General features: G+C 65.4%; 18 protein-coding genes and 1 riboswitch. Of the genes, 12 read left to right on the top strand and 6 right to left on the bottom strand.

Annotated elements, in window-relative coordinates; all coding sequences use genetic code 11:
- Positions 1-60 precede the first annotated feature (60 nt).
- Positions 61-2,130 carry a prolyl oligopeptidase family protein gene (locus K359_RS0135935; RefSeq protein ID WP_029083593.1) on the top strand — a complete coding sequence of 690 codons (2,070 nt, stop codon included), beginning with the start codon at positions 61-63 and terminating at the stop codon, positions 2,128-2,130.
- A gap of 6 nt (positions 2,131-2,136) precedes the next feature.
- Here K359_RS0135935 and K359_RS0135930 read toward each other — a convergent pair whose 3' ends face one another.
- Positions 2,137-2,805, bottom strand: a complete 669-nt coding sequence (locus tag K359_RS0135930; RefSeq protein ID WP_029083592.1) for a DUF938 domain-containing protein — start codon at positions 2,803-2,805, stop codon at positions 2,137-2,139.
- A 468-nt stretch (positions 2,806-3,273) separates the two neighbouring features.
- Between K359_RS0135930 and soxX the strand changes: the two genes are divergently transcribed.
- The 8 genes from soxX (at position 3,274) to K359_RS0135890 (ending at position 9,301) form a co-directional block, all read left to right on the top strand.
- Positions 3,274-3,564 (top strand): sulfur oxidation c-type cytochrome SoxX, encoded by a 291-nt coding sequence (gene soxX / locus K359_RS0135925; protein WP_051346599.1) that lies wholly within the window; start codon positions 3,274-3,276, stop codon positions 3,562-3,564.
- 32 nt (positions 3,565-3,596) lie between these two features.
- Positions 3,597-4,091, top strand: a complete 495-nt coding sequence (soxY, locus tag K359_RS0135920) for a thiosulfate oxidation carrier protein SoxY (protein ID WP_029083590.1) — start codon at positions 3,597-3,599, stop codon at positions 4,089-4,091.
- Positions 4,092-4,183: 92 nt separating this feature from the next.
- On the top strand, positions 4,184-4,495 hold the full coding sequence (gene soxZ / locus K359_RS0135915; RefSeq protein WP_029083589.1) for a thiosulfate oxidation carrier complex protein SoxZ: 312 nt from the start codon (positions 4,184-4,186) through the stop codon (positions 4,493-4,495).
- Between the two features lie 86 nt (positions 4,496-4,581).
- Positions 4,582-5,415 carry a sulfur oxidation c-type cytochrome SoxA gene (gene soxA / locus K359_RS0135910; protein ID WP_029083588.1) on the top strand — a complete coding sequence of 278 codons (834 nt, stop codon included), beginning with the start codon at positions 4,582-4,584 and terminating at the stop codon, positions 5,413-5,415.
- Positions 5,412-5,714, top strand: a complete 303-nt coding sequence (locus K359_RS0135905; RefSeq protein ID WP_029083587.1) for a hypothetical protein — start codon at positions 5,412-5,414, stop codon at positions 5,712-5,714. The genes soxA and K359_RS0135905 overlap by 4 nt, the downstream gene beginning before the upstream one ends.
- A gap of 34 nt (positions 5,715-5,748) precedes the next feature.
- Positions 5,749-7,497 carry a thiosulfohydrolase SoxB gene (gene soxB / locus K359_RS0135900; RefSeq protein WP_029083586.1) on the top strand — a complete coding sequence of 583 codons (1,749 nt, stop codon included), beginning with the start codon at positions 5,749-5,751 and terminating at the stop codon, positions 7,495-7,497.
- On the top strand, positions 7,494-7,949 hold the full coding sequence (locus K359_RS0135895) for a hypothetical protein (RefSeq protein WP_029083585.1): 456 nt from the start codon (positions 7,494-7,496) through the stop codon (positions 7,947-7,949). The genes soxB and K359_RS0135895 overlap by 4 nt, the downstream gene beginning before the upstream one ends.
- 311 nt (positions 7,950-8,260) lie before the next feature.
- Positions 8,261-9,301: an MBL fold metallo-hydrolase gene (locus K359_RS0135890; protein ID WP_029083584.1), complete on the top strand. Its 1,041-nt coding sequence runs from the start codon at positions 8,261-8,263 to the stop codon at positions 9,299-9,301.
- 203 nt (positions 9,302-9,504) lie between these two features.
- Here K359_RS0135890 and K359_RS0135885 read toward each other — a convergent pair whose 3' ends face one another.
- Genes K359_RS0135885 through K359_RS0135875 form a run of 3 tightly spaced genes read right to left on the bottom strand, consistent with a single transcriptional unit; the run spans position 9,505 to position 12,154 of the window.
- Positions 9,505-10,299, bottom strand: coding sequence for an ABC transporter substrate-binding protein (locus K359_RS0135885; protein WP_334261920.1), 795 nt, complete (start codon positions 10,297-10,299; stop codon positions 9,505-9,507).
- A gap of 41 nt (positions 10,300-10,340) precedes the next feature.
- The gene (locus tag K359_RS0135880) at positions 10,341-11,114 is read right to left on the bottom strand and encodes an ABC transporter ATP-binding protein (protein WP_029083582.1); all 774 of its coding nucleotides are present in this window, start codon (positions 11,112-11,114) and stop codon (positions 10,341-10,343) included.
- Positions 11,111-12,154 carry an iron ABC transporter permease gene (locus K359_RS0135875; RefSeq protein ID WP_029083581.1) on the bottom strand — a complete coding sequence of 348 codons (1,044 nt, stop codon included), beginning with the start codon at positions 12,152-12,154 and terminating at the stop codon, positions 11,111-11,113. Before K359_RS0135875 ends, K359_RS0135880 begins: the two co-directional genes overlap by 4 nt.
- A gap of 112 nt (positions 12,155-12,266) precedes the next feature.
- A riboswitch (cobalamin riboswitch) is annotated at positions 12,267-12,465 on the top strand.
- Between the two features lie 108 nt (positions 12,466-12,573).
- Here K359_RS0135875 and K359_RS0135870 point away from each other — a divergent pair.
- Together K359_RS0135870 and K359_RS63575 are read left to right on the top strand one after the other, a co-directional pair.
- The gene (locus tag K359_RS0135870) at positions 12,574-14,838 is read left to right on the top strand and encodes a TonB-dependent receptor (RefSeq protein WP_029083580.1); all 2,265 of its coding nucleotides are present in this window, start codon (positions 12,574-12,576) and stop codon (positions 14,836-14,838) included.
- A 112-nt stretch (positions 14,839-14,950) separates the two neighbouring features.
- Positions 14,951-15,124, top strand: coding sequence for a hypothetical protein (locus K359_RS63575; RefSeq protein WP_165127318.1), 174 nt, complete (start codon positions 14,951-14,953; stop codon positions 15,122-15,124).
- 110 nt (positions 15,125-15,234) lie between these two features.
- Here the strand turns inward: K359_RS63575 and K359_RS54030 are convergent, their stop codons facing one another.
- Positions 15,235-16,521: a hypothetical protein gene (locus tag K359_RS54030; protein ID WP_035977726.1), complete on the bottom strand. Its 1,287-nt coding sequence runs from the start codon at positions 16,519-16,521 to the stop codon at positions 15,235-15,237.
- 170 nt (positions 16,522-16,691) lie between these two features.
- Between K359_RS54030 and K359_RS0135855 the strand changes: the two genes are divergently transcribed.
- Complete coding sequence (locus K359_RS0135855; RefSeq protein WP_029083579.1) at positions 16,692-17,915, top strand: MFS transporter; 1,224 nt, start codon at positions 16,692-16,694, stop codon at positions 17,913-17,915.
- A 124-nt stretch (positions 17,916-18,039) separates the two neighbouring features.
- Here K359_RS0135855 and K359_RS0135850 read toward each other — a convergent pair.
- A partial coding sequence (locus tag K359_RS0135850) for a transposase (protein WP_029083578.1) occupies positions 18,040-18,353 on the bottom strand: 314 nt, incomplete at its 5' end.

Raw genomic sequence — 18,353 nt, 5'->3', positions numbered from 1 at the left:
CGTCCGCGTAGATCAAGTATGATCGTCAAGCTCCCCCTATCATCGTCGATGGAGTCAGCTGTGTCCCCAGACGAAAGGCCCACTCTCGCCGCTCCTGACGATGATCCCTATCTGTGGCTGGAAGATATCGAGGGAGACCGCGCACTCGATTTCGTTGAACGGCAGAACCGGCTGACGCTGGAAAAATTCGGCGGCCCGCGATTTGCGGCTGACCGCGACCTGTTGGCCGCGATCTACGACCGGCCGGACAATATCCCTTACGTCACGCGCCGCGGCGGACTGCTCTACAATCTCTGGAAGGACGCGAACAATCCGCGCGGCCTGTGGCGGCGGACGACGCTTGAGGAGTTTCGCAAGCCGAACCCCGAATGGGAAATTCTGCTCGATATCGACAATCTTGCCATCGAGGAAGACAAGGACTGGCTGCTGAGCTGGACACATGCGCCTCCCGAAGCCGGTTCGCGCGCGATCGTGAGTCTGTCGCGCGGCGGTAGCGATGCCACCACGCTGCGCGAATACGATCTGGAAGCGAAGAGCTTCGTCGTTGACGGATTTGTGCTGCCGGAAGCAAAGAGTGGCGCCGAATGGGCCGAAGCCGATACGCTGCTGCTGGCGAGCGTGGTTGGCGAAGGCATGGCCACGACCTCCGGCTATGCCCGCACCGTCAGGCGCTGGCGCCGTGGCGAGGCCGTCGAACAGGCTCCGGTGATTTTCGAGGTACCCGCCGACCATATGGCAGCATATTGCGGCGGCGACCGAACTGGGCCCAGTCCCCGCATCTGGTTCACCGATCGCATCGACTTCTTCAATCTCAAGGTCTGGCTCGGCGACGAGACCGGCGCGAAAACCAAGCTCGATCTGCCGACCGACATCTGGCTCGAAGCGCAGCAGGACTGGCTGGCGGTCAAGCTGCGCTCGGCATGGACCGTGGCGGAGAAGACCTATGCGGCCGATTCCGTGCTCGGCATATCGCTGTCGGCCTTTCTCGCAGGCGATCGCCATTTCACTGTCGTGTTCGAACCGGGCGCGCGGCGCGCGCTGCAGGGATTTTTCTGGACCGACGGCGTACTGGTGCTGTCGATCCTGGATGAGTTGCGACCGGTTTTCGAACTCTGCACACCCTCGGCAAATGACTGGACCCGCCGGAATCTGCCTGGGCTTCCCGAGATCGGGGTGGTCGATGTCTGGCGCCTTGATGTGCACGAGTCCGAGAGCAACGGCGACATGCTGGCCAATGTGCAGGACCCGCTGACGCCGCCCTCCCTGATGCTGGTCGACGGCGTCGCGAGCCCGACGCTGTTGAAGCAGGCGCCGAAGACATTCGCCGCCGACGGGCTCGTGACCACCCAGCACGAGGCCATCTCGGTCGACGGCGAGCGCATCCCCTACGTGCAGACCGGGCCTGCGACCGAGACCGGCGACGCTCCGGTCTATATGAGCGCCTATGGTGGCTTCGGCCTCGCCGTGAAGCCCTATTACAGTTCGGCGCTTGGCAAGCTGTGGCTGGAGCGCGGCGGCACCACGGTGCAGGCGAACATCCGCGGCGGCGGAGAGTTCGGCACACGCTGGCACGATGCCGGCCGCAATGCTGGCAAGCGGTTGGCGCATGATGACTTCGCCGCGGTCGCTGCCGATCTGGTCAGACGCGGCGTGACACGCGCCAGCCGGATTGCCGCGGAAGGTGGATCGAACGGCGGCATCCTGATCACCAACATGCTGACGCGCTATCCGGAACGGTTCGGCGCCCTGTTCTGCACGATTCCGCTGATCGACATGCGCCGCTACACCAAGCTTCTCGCCGGGGCGAGCTGGATCGCGGAATATGGCGATCCCGACAAGCCGGAGCAGTGGGACTGGTTGCAGACCTACTCGGCCTATCATGCGGCGAAGTCAGGACAGCACTATCCGCCGATCCTGATCGCCACCACGAGGCGCGACGACCGCGTTCATCCCGGACACGCGCGCAAGATGACGGCCAAGCTGCAGGCGATGGGACACGAGGCCTATCTCTACGAGCCCGCCGCCGGCGGCCATGGCTACGGCAAGGACAACCGGGAACGCGCCGCCTTCATCGCACTCGGCTACACCTTCCTGAAGGACAAGATCGGCTGGATCGACAACAGCGCCTGAGCGCGGCTACTTGCGCACGAACATCAGGATCATGTTGTTGGACGGCATCTCGAATGTACCGGCCAGCTTCAGCCCGACGCTCTCCGCAAGCTTCTCGACCTCGGCGATATCGCGGACGCCCCATTCGGCGTCGCGTTCGCGCAAGGAGGTGTCGAACACGGCATTGCTGAGCGCGGTGTGCTTGCCGTCGCGCTTGAACGGGCCGTAGAGGAACAGCCGGCCGTCGGAGCGCAGATGCTGGGCGGCGCCGGCGAACAGGCCCTCGGCGACGCGCCACGGCGCGATGTGGATCACGTTGGCGCAGAAGATCGCGAGCAGTTTGTCCGGACCTTTGCCGTCGGATGGCGACCAGGCCGGATCGGACAGATCGATCGGTTGCGGCGGCTGGATGTTGGCAAGCCCGGCATGCGCGCGCCAGGCAGCGATGCTGCGCAGATGGGCCGGATGGAGGTCGCTCGGCCACCAAATGATGTCGGGCGCCTGACCCGCGAAATACACGACATGCTGGCCGGTACCGCTGCCGGCTTCCAGCACGTCGCCGGACTGGCCGGCGAGGAAGCGTTTCAGGACCGCCCAGATCGGTTGATGGTTGCGGTGGAACGCTGCCGCGTCGAGCCGCCCATCCGCCTCGACCGGCTGGCCATCCTTGCCGAACTCTACCACGAACTCCGCCACCGCTTCTCTCCCTCACGCCAGCCGCTTGTGAACCGTGCACGTGCCATCGGCAAGAGCGGAACCCGCATCGCATACCGCCCAACCCGTCATCCCCGCGCAAAGGCTTCGCCTTTGTCGCTGGAGGTGCGAGCTCTTGCAAGCCTCGAAGGATGCACGGCCACAGTCGGGCCGTCGACCCTTCGAGGCTCGCTCAACGGCGCAATTGCGCCGCAAGGCTCGCACCTCCAGCGACAACGGCGGAGCCGTTGCGCGGGGGTGACGGGCGCTATTTCGTGTCGGCGCATGCGCCATAAAGCGCATTAACCGCCCTCTGCCTCGCAACCATTCTCCACATTGCCAGCCGATGGCCTTTGTGCTTTCCACTCTTTATATTGCGATGGGATCATCGAGATAGAAGCCCGGGAAACGTCCTTGATCGCCACTTTCTCCAAGCCAGCCTTCGTCCTGGCGCTGCTGGCAGGTGCCGCCATGGCGGTGCCCGCGCAGGCCCAATCCGCCGCCGAGGGCCAGAAACTCGCCTTCGACCGCGGCAAGGGCAATTGCCTGACCTGCCATGTCATCAAGGGCGGCGACCTGCCCGGCACGATCGGCCCCGAGCTGACCGGCCTCAAGGCGAAATACAGCCGCGATGAGCTGGTCGCGATCGTGACGGACGAGACCAAGCGCAATCCGCAAACCGTGATGCCGCCGTTCGGCCGAAACCGGATTTTGAGCGAGAAGGAAATCAACGCGGTGGTGGACTTCCTGCAGACGTTGTGACGCCGCGACCGCCGCTTGAGGAGATTTTTTCGATGAACATCACGACCAGCGAATTCTTCAAGACACGCCGCCTGCTGCTGAAAGGCGCCGGCGTCGCCGCACTGATCGGCCTCGGCGTCATTCCGTTCGACGTGCCGCAGGCGCTCGCCGCCGCCAATGACAAATATCCGGAAGACGCGTTCAAGCAGAAGAGCGAGGCCGACGCGATCAAGGCGCTCTACGGCAAGACTGCCGAGCCCTCGGACAAGGTCAAGATGGACGCGCCGGAGATCGCCGAGAACGGCGCTGTGGTGCCGATCTCCGCCACGACGACGCTATCAGACGTCACCTCGATCTCGTTTCTGGTCAGCGAGAACCCGATCTCGCTGGTCGCCTCGTACAAAATTCCGGCCGGCACGCTGCCGACGGTCGCCAACCGCATCAAGATGGCCAAGACCAGCAACGTTACCGTGATCGTCGAGGCCGGCGGCAAGCTCTACAGCGCCCAAAAGGAAATCAAGGTCACCGTCGGCGGCTGCGGCGGCTGAGTACGCATGATCCGGACCCAGAGGGCCACGTTAGTGCAAAGTGGGAACCGGTTTTCCGATAAGATCATGCGCAAACAATAGGAACAAAACCGATGGCATCGAGCATTCGCGTGCGCGCCACGTCAAACGGCGACACCACTGAGGTGCAGGCGCTGATCCAGCATCCGATGGATTCCGGCTTCGTCAAGGACGCCAAGGGCGAGATCATTCCGCCGCACTTCATCCAGGTGCTGACCTTCGAGTATGACGGCAAGCCGGTGTTCGTCGCCGACTGGGGCGGCGGCGTCTCCAAGGATCCCTACGTCAAGTTCGCCTTCAAAGGCGGCAAGAAGGGCGACGATCTCAAGGTCAGCTGGGTCGACAACAAGGGCGCGACCGACACCGCCACGGCGAAAATTCAATGACGCGGCGCTTCGCAATCCGCACTCTAGAGCGTTTTCGAGCGAAGTGGACGCCGGTTCGCGTGAAGAAAACGCGTCCAAACAAAAATCTGGTCGCAACGCTTGCGCTCGGCGTTCTGGCGTGCGCTCCGGCGGCGCGCGCGGCCGACACCGTCGATCCCGCCGCCGACAAGGCCGCGTTCCAGAAATTCTTCACCAGCAAATTCCCCAAGCTGAAGCTCGAGGATTTCGTCAACGGTCCCTATTCGATGAATGAGGACCTGCACAAGCAGTGGCTGGAGAAGGAAGAGTTTCCGCCCTACGAGTTCTCGCTCGAAGCCGGCAAGGAGATGTTCTCGACGCCGTTCAAGAACGGCAAGACCTACGCCGACTGCTTCCCGAACCAAGGCATCGGCATCCGCCAGAACTATCCCTATTTCGACGAGAAGGAAGGCAAGGTCGTCACGCTGGAGCTCGCGCTCAACCGCTGCCGTGAGGCCAATGGCGAGGCGCCGTTCTCCTATGTGAAGGACGACATGGCGGCGCTCACCGCCTACATGGCCTTCACCTCGCGCGGCAAGCCGATGGATATCAAGATCCCGAACGATCCGCGCGCGCTGGAGGCCTATCAGAAGGGCAAGGAGTATTTCTACACCCGCCGCGGCCAGCTCAATTTCTCCTGCGCCACCTGCCACATCCAGAGCCCGGGCGAACGGATCCGCGCCGAGGTGCTGGCGCCGGCGCTCGGCATCCTGAACGCGATGCCGATCTACCGCTCGGAATGGTCGGGCATGGGCACCACCAGCCGCCGCTTCACCACCTGCAACAGCCAGATCCGCGGCGTGCCGCTCAATCCGCAGGACGACGAGTATCGCAACCTCGAATATTATCTGTCCTACGTCAGCAACGGCCTGCCGATCTCGGGTCCGGGAGCGCGGCCATGAGAACCATCTTCACGGCATCAGCCCTGCTGCTCGCAACAGCGACGGGTGCCCTCGCCGCCTCCGAGGCTGACTACAAGGCGGCCTATGCCGCGGCCGAAGCCGCCAACAAGGAAGCAGGCAGCCTGCGCAACCAGTGGACCACCACCGCCGCGACGCTATCTGCCGCAAAAAAGGCCGGTGAGGCTGGTGATTTCGACACCGCCGTCGCCCAGGCCAAGGAGGCCGAGGCACTGGCAAAGGCATCGATCTTCCAGGCCGCCAGCGAAAAGGAACGCTGGAAGGACATGGAAATTCGCTAAAGGCGCGCAGGCCACGGGCCGCGCGGAGAGAAGAATGATCATCCGCCGCCGGGATTTCCTGAGAGCTTCGGCCGCCGCTACGCTCGTGGCCGGCCTGCCCCGGCTTGCGCGCGGCGCCGATACCGCCAGCGTCTACGATCTCGAACGCTTCGGCAACGCCCGCATCCTGCACATGACCGACACGCATGCGCAGCTGAAGCCGGTGTTCTTCCGCGAGCCCAGCGTCAATCTCGGCGTCGGCGCGATGACCGGCCAGCCGCCGCATCTGGTCGGCAAGGCGTTCCTCGACCGGTTCGGCATCCGGCCCGACAGCGCCGACGCCTATGCCTTCACCTGCGTCGAGTTCGAGAAGGCCGCCGGCCGCTTCGGCAAGCTCGGCGGCTTTGCCCATCTGAAGACGCTGGTCGACAAGCTGCGAGCCGATGTCGGCGAGAAGCGCTCGATCCTGCTCGACGGCGGCGACCTCTGGCAGGGCTCAGGGCTCGCCAACGCCATGAACGGCGCCGACATGGTGGGGGCCGCCAATCTGCTCGGCATCGAGGCGATGACCGGGCATTGGGAATTCACCTATGGCGAAGAGGTGCTGCGCGACAATCTCGCCCGCTTCAAGGGTGAGTTCCTGGCGCAGAACGTGTTCCTGACTGAGGAAGCCGCGTTCAACGACGCCAAGGCGTTCGATCCGGCCTCGGGGCGCGTATTCAAGCCGTCTGTCATCAGGGAGATCGGCGGCCACCGCGTCGCGATCATCGGCCAGGCCTTCCCCTATGTGCCGATCGCGCATCCCAAGCGCTTCACGCCGGATTGGAAGTTCGGCATCCGCGACGAGGAGCTGCAAAAGCTGGTCGACGGCCACCGCAACAACGACAAGGTCGAGGCGGTGATCCTGCTGTCGCATAACGGCATGGATGTCGACCTCAAGCTCGCCAGCCGCGTCACCGGCATCGACGTCATCCTCGGCGGCCACACCCATGACGCGATCCCGATCCCGATTACGGTGACCAATGCCGGCGGCGTCACGCTGGTCACCAATGCCGGCTCCAACGGCAAGTTCATCGGCGTGCTCGATCTCGATCTCGCCAAGGGCAAGGTCGCCAATGTCCGCTACCGGCTGCTGCCGGTGTTCGCCGAACTGCTGAAGCCCGATCCGGCGATGCAAACGCTGATCGACAAGATGCGCGACCCGCATGTCGACGACTGGAGCGACAAGCTCGGCACCGCCGACCGCCTGCTCTACCGCCGCGGCAATTTCTCCGGCACCGTCGACCAGCTGATCTGCGACGCGTTGCTCAACGAGCTCAACGCCGAGATCGCGCTGTCGCCGGGTTTCCGCTGGGGCCTAACCGCGCTCGCCGGCCAGCCGCTGACCATGGAAGACGTGCTGTCGGAAACCGCGATCACCTATCCGGAGACCTACGTCGCCACCATGACCGGCAGCCAGATCAAGGATGTGCTGGAAGACGTCTGCGACAATCTGTTCAACGTCGATCCCTACTATCAGCAGGGCGGCGACATGGTCCGCGTCGGCGGCCTCGCCTATGCCTGCACGCCGGGCGAATCCGTCGGCAAGCGCATCTCCGAGCTGAAGCTTGGCAACGGCAAGCATCTCGAAGCCGGCAAGCAGTACAAGGTCGCGGGCTGGGCCTCGGTCAACCAGCAGAGCGGCGCGCCGGTCTGGGAAGTCGTGGCCAAGCACCTGCGCTCCGGCCGGCCGCCGAACCGCGACGAGCCCGGCGTGACGCTGAAGGGCGTCGACGACAACCCGGGCATGACGAAGCTCGGATGACGCGGCGCCCGATCATCGCTGCGCTCGGCCTGACGGCGCTCGCGCTTGCAGCCTCCCTCGCCCGCGCCCAGTTGGCGCCGCTGCAGGACAAGCCGTTCGCCGAGCACAAGATCGTGCTGCAGCTCTCCGACAATGATCCGAGGAAGCAGGGCCTCGTCATCAGCGTCGCCAACAATCTGATGAGGCACTACGACCCCGACAAGGTCGCGGTCGAGATCGTTGCCTTCGGCCCGGGCATCGAGCTGCTCAAGCCCGACAACCCAAACCGCAAGCTGGTGGAAAGCCTGGTCGCGGAGGGCGTGCGGGTCGATATCTGCCTCAACACCGTCGACACGATCGAGCGCGACACCGGCAAGCGGCCGGACTACATCGCCGCCGCCACCCCGGTGCAGGTCGGCGTCGCGCAGATTTTGCTCTTGACCGAGAACGGATACACGCTGGTTCGTCCCTGACGGAGCTGCAGGAGCAGGGCTGGAGCTACGTGCGGCCGTAAGTTCGCTCCCCCCCAATCGCGCATCATACGCCCGTCATCCTGAGGAGCCCGCGCAGCGGGCGTCTCGAAGGATGCACGGCCCCGGTGTCTCCGCGCGCATTTGCTCTCCTCGCGGAAAGACCCGGGCCGTCCACCCTTCGAGACGCCCGCTGCGCGGCTCCTCAGGGTGACGGGACCCGTATCCGCGCGGGGATGGATTTGCTTTGAATCGACCCTATCTATGGAATAATATCCTCCAAGTGACTCGGCCCGGAGAATAGGTAAGCCGTCATGATCTTTCGCCAGCTCTTCGACAGCGTGTCCGGCACCTACAGCTATCTGCTCGCGAGCCGCGCCGGCGGCGAGGCGCTGATCCTCGATCCGGTGCTGGAGAAGGCCGACCGCTACTGCAAGCTGCTGCAGGAACTCGACCTCAGGCTGGTCAAGGCGGTCGACACGCATCTGCATGCCGATCACGTCACCGGCCTTGGCGAGTTGCGCGACCGCACCCAGTGCATCACCATCATGGGCGAGCAGAGCAAGGCCGACGTGGTGTCGATGCGCGTTTCCGACGGCGACAAGGTGACGATCGAGGGTCTTTGCCTCGAGGCGATGTACACGCCCGGCCACACCGATGATTCCTATAGCTATCTGATGGGCGACCGCGTCTTCACCGGCGATACGCTCTTGATCCGCGGCACCGGCCGCACCGATTTCCAGAACGGCAGCGCGCGGGCGCAGTACGATTCGATCTTCAATCGCCTCTTGAGGCTGCCCGAGGAGACGATGATGTTCCCCGCACATGACTACAAGGGCGACACCGTCTCCACGATCGGCGAGGAGAAGCGCTACAATCCGCGGCTGCAGGTCAAATCGATCGACGACTATGTCGAGCTGATGAACAACCTCAATCTGCCGAACCCGAAGCTGATGGATGTCGTGGTGCCCGCCAACATGCATGTCGGCCTGCACCAGGACGAGCTCGCCAAGGAAGGCCTCTCCCTCAGCGCGCGCGACGCTATCTCGAGCCTCGGCCGGCCCGATATCCTGCTGGTCGATTTGCGCGAGAGCGGCGAAAGGACCAAGCACGGCACGCTCGCGGGCGCACTGCACGCGCCCTATCCCGGGATCTGCGCCACCTTGCAGCCCGGCGGCATGCTGCGCGAAGTCGCCGCCGCGACCGGCCGCCGCGTCGTGTTCTTCTGCGCCTTCGGCGAACGCTCGGCGATGGCGGTGGCCGCCGCGAAGAAGGCGGGACTGATGAACACCGCCCATATCGAAGGCGGTATGGACGCGTGGAAGAAGGCCGGCGGGCCGGTGGTGCACGGTTAGTCACGAGACAAATATCGAACCGTCACCCCCGCGCAACGGCTTCGCCGTTGTCGCTGGAGGTGCGAGCCTTGCGGGGCACTTGCACCGCTGGGCGAGCCTCGAAGGGCGACAGCCCCGCTCTGTCCGCAGCCATTTGGAAATATCGGGGCCGTGCATCCTCCGAGACGCGCTACGCGCTCCTCAGGATGACGGATAACGAGGAGTCACCGCGTCACCCGCTGCAGCTCCGCCGTCAACCGATCCAGCGCATCCGCCAGCATCACGCCGCCGCAGACGGTGAGCCGCTCCGGCAGCACGATGCGCTTGCCCTCCGGATAGAATCGCTCCAGCGCCGGATGCAGCAGGAAGGCGCGGCCGTCGTCCTCGGCGCGATCGCCGGCTTCCGACACCAGGATAAAATCCGGCCGTAGTTTCACGATGGCTTCCAGCGAGGCAAATCCGCCGGCGCTGAAGCCGAGCTCGCCGGCGGCGTTGGAAAGACCCGTTGCCGCCAGCAGCGAGCTGATCAGGCTGCTCTCACCCGACACAAAGCCGCGCCGCTCCAGCGGCAGCACGCGATAATGATGACCATCAGCCACCGCCCGCGCCCGTGCGATCGCCGCATCGAGCCGCGCGATCTCGGCCTCCGCGCGATCCGGATGCTGCAGCACATTGCCCATCGCGCGGATCTGGTCCTTCACCTCGTCCAGCGTGCGCGGCACCGTGAACTCGACGAGGTGTAGCCCCTTCGCCTTCAACAGATCGCGCGTCGCCCGCTTGTCGAATAGGCTGACGACGACAAGGTCGGGCTTGTGCAGCAGAACATCTTCGGCCTCGCCGGACAGCCGCGGAAAGTTTCGCGCCTTCTCGGCGGCCCAGGACTGCCAGGCATCGCGCGAAAAACGGCTCAGCCCGAGGATCTGGTCCGGATCGGCCAGCGACAACACGAGCTGGTCGCTGCAGACATTCATCGAGACGATGCGCGGTCCGGTGGCGGATGAGGCATCGCACGACATCATCCATGCCGCCATTGCCAAGGCTGCGAGACACCGCATGCGCATCACACGTCCGCCCACGGCACGATGACGGCCTCGCGTTGAAATTCGGCGCGGTAGGCGCTGACCCGGAACACGCTGGCGAGGACCGCCTCCGACAATGCTTCCGCAGGCGCGCCTTGCGCCGCCAGCCGGCCCTCCGCCAGAACCAGCACGTGATCGGCAAAGCGCGCGGCGAGCCCGAGATCGTGCGTCACCACGACGACCAGCACGCCGGTGTCGGCGACGTTGCGCAGCTTCTGCATCACGTCGATCTGGTGGCGCGGATCGAGCGACGCGGTCGGCTCGTCGGCGAGGATCACCGGCGCCTCGACCGCCAGCACCCTCGCCAACGCGACGCGGCTGCGCTCGCCGCCGGACAGCTCGGTGACGCGGCGGTCGCTGAATTCAGTGACGTCGACCGCCTGCATCGCCCGCAGCACGGCCTCCATGTCCTTCGGCGACAACCGCGCCGGATCGGTCGCGCCATGCGGATAGCGGCCGAGCGCGACGATGTCGCGCGCCGGCAGCGGCCAATGCACCATGTGCCCCTGCGGCAGATAGGCAAAGCGTTTCGCGCGCTCGCGCAACGATAGCGCCGCCAGCGCATCGCCGCCGATCCGGATCTCGCCATCGGACGGGATCAATCCGGCGAGCGCGCGCAGCAGCGTGGTCTTGCCGGCGCCGTTCGGGCCGACCAGCGCGACCAGATGGCCTGATGCCAGCGACAGCGACACATCGTGCAGCACCTTGCGGCTACCGAGCGACGCATTGAGCGCGATGGCGGAGAGCAGCGTCATGCCACGCCTCCGCCGAGCGCGCGGCGTTCGCGCATGATCAGATAGAGGAAGAACGGCACCCCGATGATCGAGGTCAGCACACCGACCTTGATGTCGGAGGTCGAGGGGATGATGCGCACCGCGATATCGGCCGCGAGCAGCAGCGCCGCGCCGGTGAGCGCGCTCGGCACCAGCAGCCGCGCCGGATCGTGACCGATCAGGGGACGCATCAGATGCGGCGCGAAGAGCCCGATGAAGCCGATCGTGCCGGTGACCGCGACCGCGCCGCCGACGCCGAGCGCAACGCCCGCGATCACGAAGAGCCGCAGCCGCCCGACATCGACGCCGAGGCTCTGCGCCGCCTCCTCGCCGAGCGTCAGCGCACGGAACGCGCTCGCCTGGCTGAGCAGGATCGCGGCACCCGCGATGATGAAGGGCAACGCCAGCGCGACATGCTGAAAGCTGCGGTCCTCGAGCGAGCCGAGCAGCCAGAACGCGATTTCCAGCACCACGAAGGGATTGCTGGAGAGGTTCATCACCAGCGCGGTCGCAGCTCCCGCAAAGCTCGAGATCGCGAGCCCCGCGAGGATCAGAATCAGCAGCCCGGCATTGCGGCCGGCGATCGCGAGCAGCGCGAACACCGAGCCGAACGCGGCGATGATCGCCACCACCGGCAGCGCGTAGGAGCGCACGTCGGCCAGGCCGAGCGCGATCACCAGCACCGCGCCGAACGCCGCCGATTGCGGCGCGCCGAACAGCGACGGCGAGGCCAGCGGATTGCGCAGCAGGCCCTGCAGCGCCGCGCCTGACAGCCCGAGAATGCCGCCGATTGCGAACGCCAGAATGGTGCGCGGCAAACGAATTTCGCGCACGATCACCTGCGCCACGTCGCTGCCGCCGCCGAACAGCGCCTCGGTCACCGCGAGCGGCGACAGCCGCACCGGCCCGATGCCGAGCGAGATCACGCACAGCAGCGCCACAAGCGCGAGCAGCGCCGCGGTGGCGCCCCACCGTCGCCGCGCCGCGACCTCGGCCGCCAAGGCAAAATCCTGCACGCTCATTGGATCCATGCTCTTACAGCGATCGCCGTGGCAGACAAGCGACACTCGATAAAAACCGTGGCCGCCCAGCCATTGCCCGACTTCCGCCGGATTGACTTTGCTGCCCGGCCGAACCCTAGATGAACATGACGGTTCTTTAGCGAGATGAAAAGGGAATGCGGTGCGGGGAAACTTCCCCAAGGCCGCGGCTGCCCCCGCAACTGTATGCGGTGAATCCTTCGTCACAGGCCACTGGGAATCTCGGTCCTGGGAAGGCGACGAAGGGTAACGACCCGCGAGCCAGGAGACCTGCCGTCAGCCGTGGTCACACGCGAAGATGCCGGTCGGGGAGTACAGGCATGAGCTTCACCTGAGGCTGTTAGCACGATGGTGAGACTGGTTCGCGGTGACGTGCCACTGACGTTACCGAGGTCTCGCTTATGCTCACTTTCTCTTTCCATTGGCGGCGCACGCTGCTGCTCGCGACGACGATGCTCGCGCCTGTATTTATTGTCTCCGCCGCGCGGGCGCAGCAGGCGCCTGCTCCCGATCAGCTACCGACCATCGAAGTCACCAAGCCGGGCGATCAGAACGTCACGCGCGCCAGGCCGGCCGCGGACGAAGCGCCGGCGCCGCGCCGCCCGGCGACGGGCACCGCAGAGAGCACCAATGTGGGCGGCGGAAGCGGATCGGGCACCACAGGGACAGGCACGGCCACCGGAACGGGCGGCACCAGCGGCGGCCGCCAGTTCGCCGGCATTGTCGGATCGTCCTCGGCCCTGATCACGGCCGACGACATCGCGCATTCGCCGGTACAGTCGCTGCCTGAAATCCTCGCGCAGGTGCCGGGCGTGCAGCTGCAAACGCTCTATGGCGGGCCGAACGGCGCCAAGACCGCGGTCGACCTGCGCGGCTTCGGGGCATTCGCCACCGACAACACGCTGTTCCTGCTCAACGGCCGCCGGCTCAACGACGTCGACAAGGCCGGCTTCGACCTCACCACGATCCCGCTCGATTCGATCGCGCGCATCGAGATCACGCGCGGCAACAGCGGCGCCGTGCTCTACGGCGACAATGCGGTGGGCGGCGTCGTCAACATCATCACCAAGACCGGCGTCGGCGGTCCGCCGACGACGATGAGAGCCGAGGCGGGATATGGCTCGTTCAACACCCGCATGGCCGCCGTCTCCGCGGCGCTCAATGCGGGACCGTGGTCCACCTCGTTCTACGGCAACGGCATCAAGTCCGACGGCTACCGCGTCAACAATGCGCTCGACCAGCGCAACGCCGTCGGCAGCATCAACTACACCACGCCCGATCTGACCGCCTTCCTCACCGTCACGGGCAGCGACCAGAAGCTCGGCCTGCCCGGCGGGCGGCTGGTCGATCCGTCGATCGGGATCAACGAGCTGCAAACCGACCGCAGGGGCAGCAGCACGCCGTTCGACTATGCCAACCAGCAGACCGCCAGCGTCACCGCCGGCTTCACCAAGACGCTGATCAACGGCGTCGACCTGATCGTCGACGGCGGCTGGCGGCAGCGCGATACCCAAAGCGGCTTCTTCGGCACGGTACCGACCATCAGCTTCGCCTCGACCTACAACGATGCCGCGCTGGAGACCTGGTCGCTGACGCCGCGGCTCAGCGTCAAGAACGTGATGCTGGGGATGCCGTCGACGATCCTGACCGGCATCGATTATTACGATTCGACGTTCCGTCAGGCACGCGGCGCGTTCCAGGGCGTCGACCCCTTCCACATCTACAATATCGAGCAGCAGAGCGTGGCAGGCTACTGGCAGCACACGCTCGGATTGCTGCCGACCACCGACTTCGCCTATGGTGCACGCGTCCAGAATACCAGCGTCTCGGCGCGTGATCGCTACGACCCGAATGCGCCGTTCGCCTTCGACACGCAGGCGTCGCCGCTCGACAGCAACGAGACGCAATATGCGCTCCATGTCGGCGTCGAGCATCGCTTCACCGACACATTCTCGGTGTTCGGCCGCGCCGCGCGCGCATTCCGCACGCCCGACGTCGACGAGCGCGTCGCATCGGGTCCGTCATTCGACCCGCTGACCTTCCTGCCCATCGCGCAGAATTTTGCGCTCAAGACCCAGACGTCGGAAGACGTCGAGGGCGGCTTCCGGGTCAGGACCAACCGCTTCCAGGTCCAGACCAGCGTCTATCTGATGGATCTCGAGAACGAGATCCATTTCAACCCGGTGCTGTTCTACAACGTCAACCTCGATCCGACCCGCCGCTACGGCTCGGAAACCAGCGCCTCGCTCAAGGTCAGCGACAGCGTGACCTTGCGCGGCGGCATGGCGATCACCCGCGCGGTCTTCCGCGAAGGCATCTGGGCCGGCAACGACGTGCCGCTGGTGTCGCGCTATACCGGCAATGTCGGCGTGACCTGGAATATTTGGCAGAACTATCTGGTGTTCGACGCCACCGCGCGCGCCTGGAGCTCGCGCATCATGGACAACGACCAGGCCAACACCCAGAGCCGGATTCCCGGCAACGCCACCGCCGATATCAAGCTGAGCGGGCAAATTGATCGCTTCTTCTGGTCGCTCAGCGTCAACAACCTGTTCAACGCGCTCTATTACGACTACGCCATCGCGAGCTCGTTCACGGATGGCCGCTTCTCGGCCTATCCGCTCCCGGGCCGCACCTACATGGTGAAGGCCGGCGCAACGTTTTAGAGCGTGATCCGGCGCGGCGGGTGTGACGCCGCAGCGTCGTCTCTCACATTACAAGCGCCAGCAAACTGGGGTAGAATTCCGGCAGCTGATTTAACCCGCGCAGGGGAAACGCATGGGCAAGGCCGGAAAGACGAGCAAGGGCGCCGACAAGCCCAGCAAGAAGTCCGACGAAAAGTCGAAGGCGCCGCCGCCACCCGCCGCGCCGCCGGACGACGAGTATGACGAGGATGGCGACATCGCCACCCCGAAGATCGACCGCTATGGCAATGACGACGAGCCGTTGTAGGACGGACATCATCCACGATGTCGTCCTGGCGAAAGGCAGGACCCATTACCCCTGAAGCACGTTGGCGGGCGAGCTGCGGCCCCAGTCTTCTACCAAACTTGCAGCGGTGGTTATGGGTCCTGGCTTTCGCCAGGACGACGTGAGGCATTGCGAATAAAATCGTCACGCTCGATCTTCTTGATACTGCCGCGATCCAGCAGATGCGCACCGAAGCCGCTGCGCGCCAGCGATGAGGCGATCTGCGGCGATGCCAGCAGCAGCGCCGTGGTCATCGCCAGCGGCGCGGCGCTGAGCCAATCGAGCCGCACCGGCGTCAACTCTTCCGTACTTCCGCGATAGAGACCGTCACCCGCGGCGATGCGGCCGCATTCCCTGATCAGCTCGCGCCTTGTGCCGTCGCGCGACGCGCTGCCGAGCAGCGCCTGCATCGCCAGATGGGTCCGCACGCCGGCGCGGCCGTCCGCCAGCGGAGCCGGCGTCTCGTCAAGCGAGACGCGCAGCAGCAGGTCGACCAGATCGGTGCCGGACCGGTATGCGTTCATGGGCTCAACCAGCCGCGGGTTGCAGTCGATCAAAAGCGGCGTTGCGCTGTCGAGCGGCATGATGACATCGACCGACAGCGCGCCGTGCCAGCCAAGATGCGCGCCGATGGTCTCGAGCGCGGCGCGGATCGCCGGCCGGCTCACGCTCTCCTTGATCGCCTCGCCGCCGCCGACGCCGGCTGCGATCTGACGGTAGGCGTGGAAGGCAATGAGAGTGCCGCGGCAAAACACCGACTGGGCCTTCTCGACGGTGCCGGTGATGAGGTCTTGCGCCAGCACCTCGCCGGCAAAATCGCCTGCGGATTCGAGATCGTAGAGCGCGCGATGGAGATCGCTGGCGTCGCGCACAAACCAGATACCACGGCTGGCAGTGCCGATCGACGTCTTGACCACGGAGGGAAACCGCAGGCCGTCGCGCAGCTCATCGACCGAGTTCACGATCCGGGTCGGCGGCTGCGGCAGGCCGAGCTGGTCGAGCAGACGGCTGAAGCCGGCCTTGCTGTGCACGGCGCGATAGCTGGCGAAATCCGGCAGCGCCAGGCCGGCGCGCAGCTGCAATCGATCCTGGGCGCGGGCGAACAGAAAGCCCTGTTCATGGGTCGGCAGCAGCACATCGAAATGCCGCGACGCCAACAGACGCTCGACGAAGCGCAGGAAGCCGGCCGGATCGGTGCGCAGCGGCGGACAATGGTGGTACTTGCGGACAAAGCGGGAATAGCGCGCCAGGCACCAGCGCGAGGGATCGCAGATTTCGACGTGATGGCCGGCCAGCCCCAGGATCGTGATCGCCTCGCGGCCGGAGGTGCTGGAGCCCTCTGACACGAGCACCCGGAGCGGCTTTTTGGCGTCGATCATGACCGATCATCGCCGCGCCGCCACGCTTTGTCGCCGCCATTAATGCCGCATGTGTCGATCCGGCACGCCCACTCCGGGGGCAGCCATGCAGGCGCGTTCATGGACAATTAGCGGCCAGCCTCTATTTTCGGCGGGCCCTGCCGGGCGTTGGGAAAAGGGTTGTCTCAAAAATGGTCGACGTTCTGGCCGCACCGCAGCAAGCGAGAGCCGACAGCGCGGTGCGCACGCTGACGGGGATTTCGGTGGCCCATTGGGTCAGCCATTTCCATATCTTCGTGCTGCCGATGCTGTTCCCGTTCCTGAAGCAGCAGCTCGGCGTCGGCTATGTCGAGCTCGGCCTGGCGCTGACGGTGTTCGCGGTGGTCTCCGGCCTGACCCAGGCGCCGATCGGCTACCTCGCCGACCATATCGGCGCGCGCAAGATCCTGCTGATCGGGCTGACCATCGGCGGCTGTGCGCTGATCGGGCTCGGCCTGCATCTCAGCTATCCCTCGCTGATCGTCTGCGCCGTGCTGCTTGGGCTTGCCAACAGCGTCTATCATCCGGCTAACTACGCGATCCTCTCGGCCCATATGGACGAGGCGCGGATGGGCCGCGCCTTCTCGATCCACACCTTTGCCGGCTTCCTCGGCGGCGCGGTCGCGCCCGCGATCATGGCGGCGCTGGTCGCCTCGATCGGCGGCCTCGGCGCACTGATCGTGGCCGGCGCGGTCGGTCCGCTGGTGGCGCTGTTCCTGATCGTGCTCGGCATTCCCGATGCCGGCGCCAACAGGAACAAGGCCAAGGACCACGCCTCACAGAAGACGAGCGTGATCACGCCGGCGCTGATGGTGCTGACCGCGTTCTTCACGCTGCTCAGCCTGTCGACCTCGGGCATCAACAATTTTGGCGTGGTGGCGCTGATGGGCGGTTACGGCGCGTCGTTCTCGACCGCCAATATCGCGCTGACCGCGTTCCTCGGCGCCAGCGCCGCCGGCGTGCTGGCGGGCGGCTATCTCGCCGACTGGACCCATCGTCACAGCCAGGTCGCGGCGGCCTGCTTTGCGATCAATGCCGCGCTCGTCCTGCTGATCGCGCTGATGGACCTGCCGCCTGTCGCGCTCACGCTGGCGATGGGGCTCGCCGGATTCCTTGGCGGCGTGATCGCGCCGTCCCGCGACATGATGGTGCGCAACGCCGCGCCTCCCGGCGCCGCCGGCCGCGCCTTCGGCATCGTCTCCACCGGCTTCAACTTCGGCGGCATCGTCAGCCCGCTGCTGTTCGGCTGGATCATGGACCAGCACATGCCGCATTGGGTGTTCGGCGCCTCGGTGGGCTTCATGGTGCTGACCGTGCTGCTTGCGCTGGTCACCGAGCGCAAGCCGCAGGCCTCCGAGGCTACAATCCGGGCGTAGCCCCGCTAGGCAACCCCGCAGGATCGCTCCGCCCCGCGAACTGCCAACAATCGCCGTTTGTTGACGGGATTTCCCACCATAACGACTGGTGCCTGCCGCCTGGGAGGACTAGAGCATTTTCCGATCACGTTGCGTCGTAACCAGCCGCGACGAGATAATTTTGGCATTCCTCGGGTGAGAAGCGCTTGAGAGCGTTGGCGATTGCTTGCCAGAGATCGGGCATGGTGCGCGCTGCGGCGGCCCGCAACAGGGCTTTCAGTTTAGAGAAGGCCATTTCGATCGGGTTGAAGTCTGGACTGTAGGGCGGAAGATAGAGCAGGCTTGCTCCGACCGCCCGGATGGCCTCTCGAACGCCATGGACCTTGTGAGCGGGCAAGTTGTCCATGATAACGGTATCGCCCGGCCGCAGCGATGGGGCGAGCAATTGCTCGACGTAGG

The sequence above is a fragment of the Bradyrhizobium sp. th-b2 genome, from assembly GCF_000426785.1.
Taxonomy (GTDB): domain Bacteria; phylum Pseudomonadota; class Alphaproteobacteria; order Rhizobiales; family Xanthobacteraceae; genus Bradyrhizobium; species Bradyrhizobium septentrionale.
The sequence above is the reverse complement of the archived record's forward strand: the minus strand, read 5'-3'. Positions and strand labels throughout refer to the sequence as shown.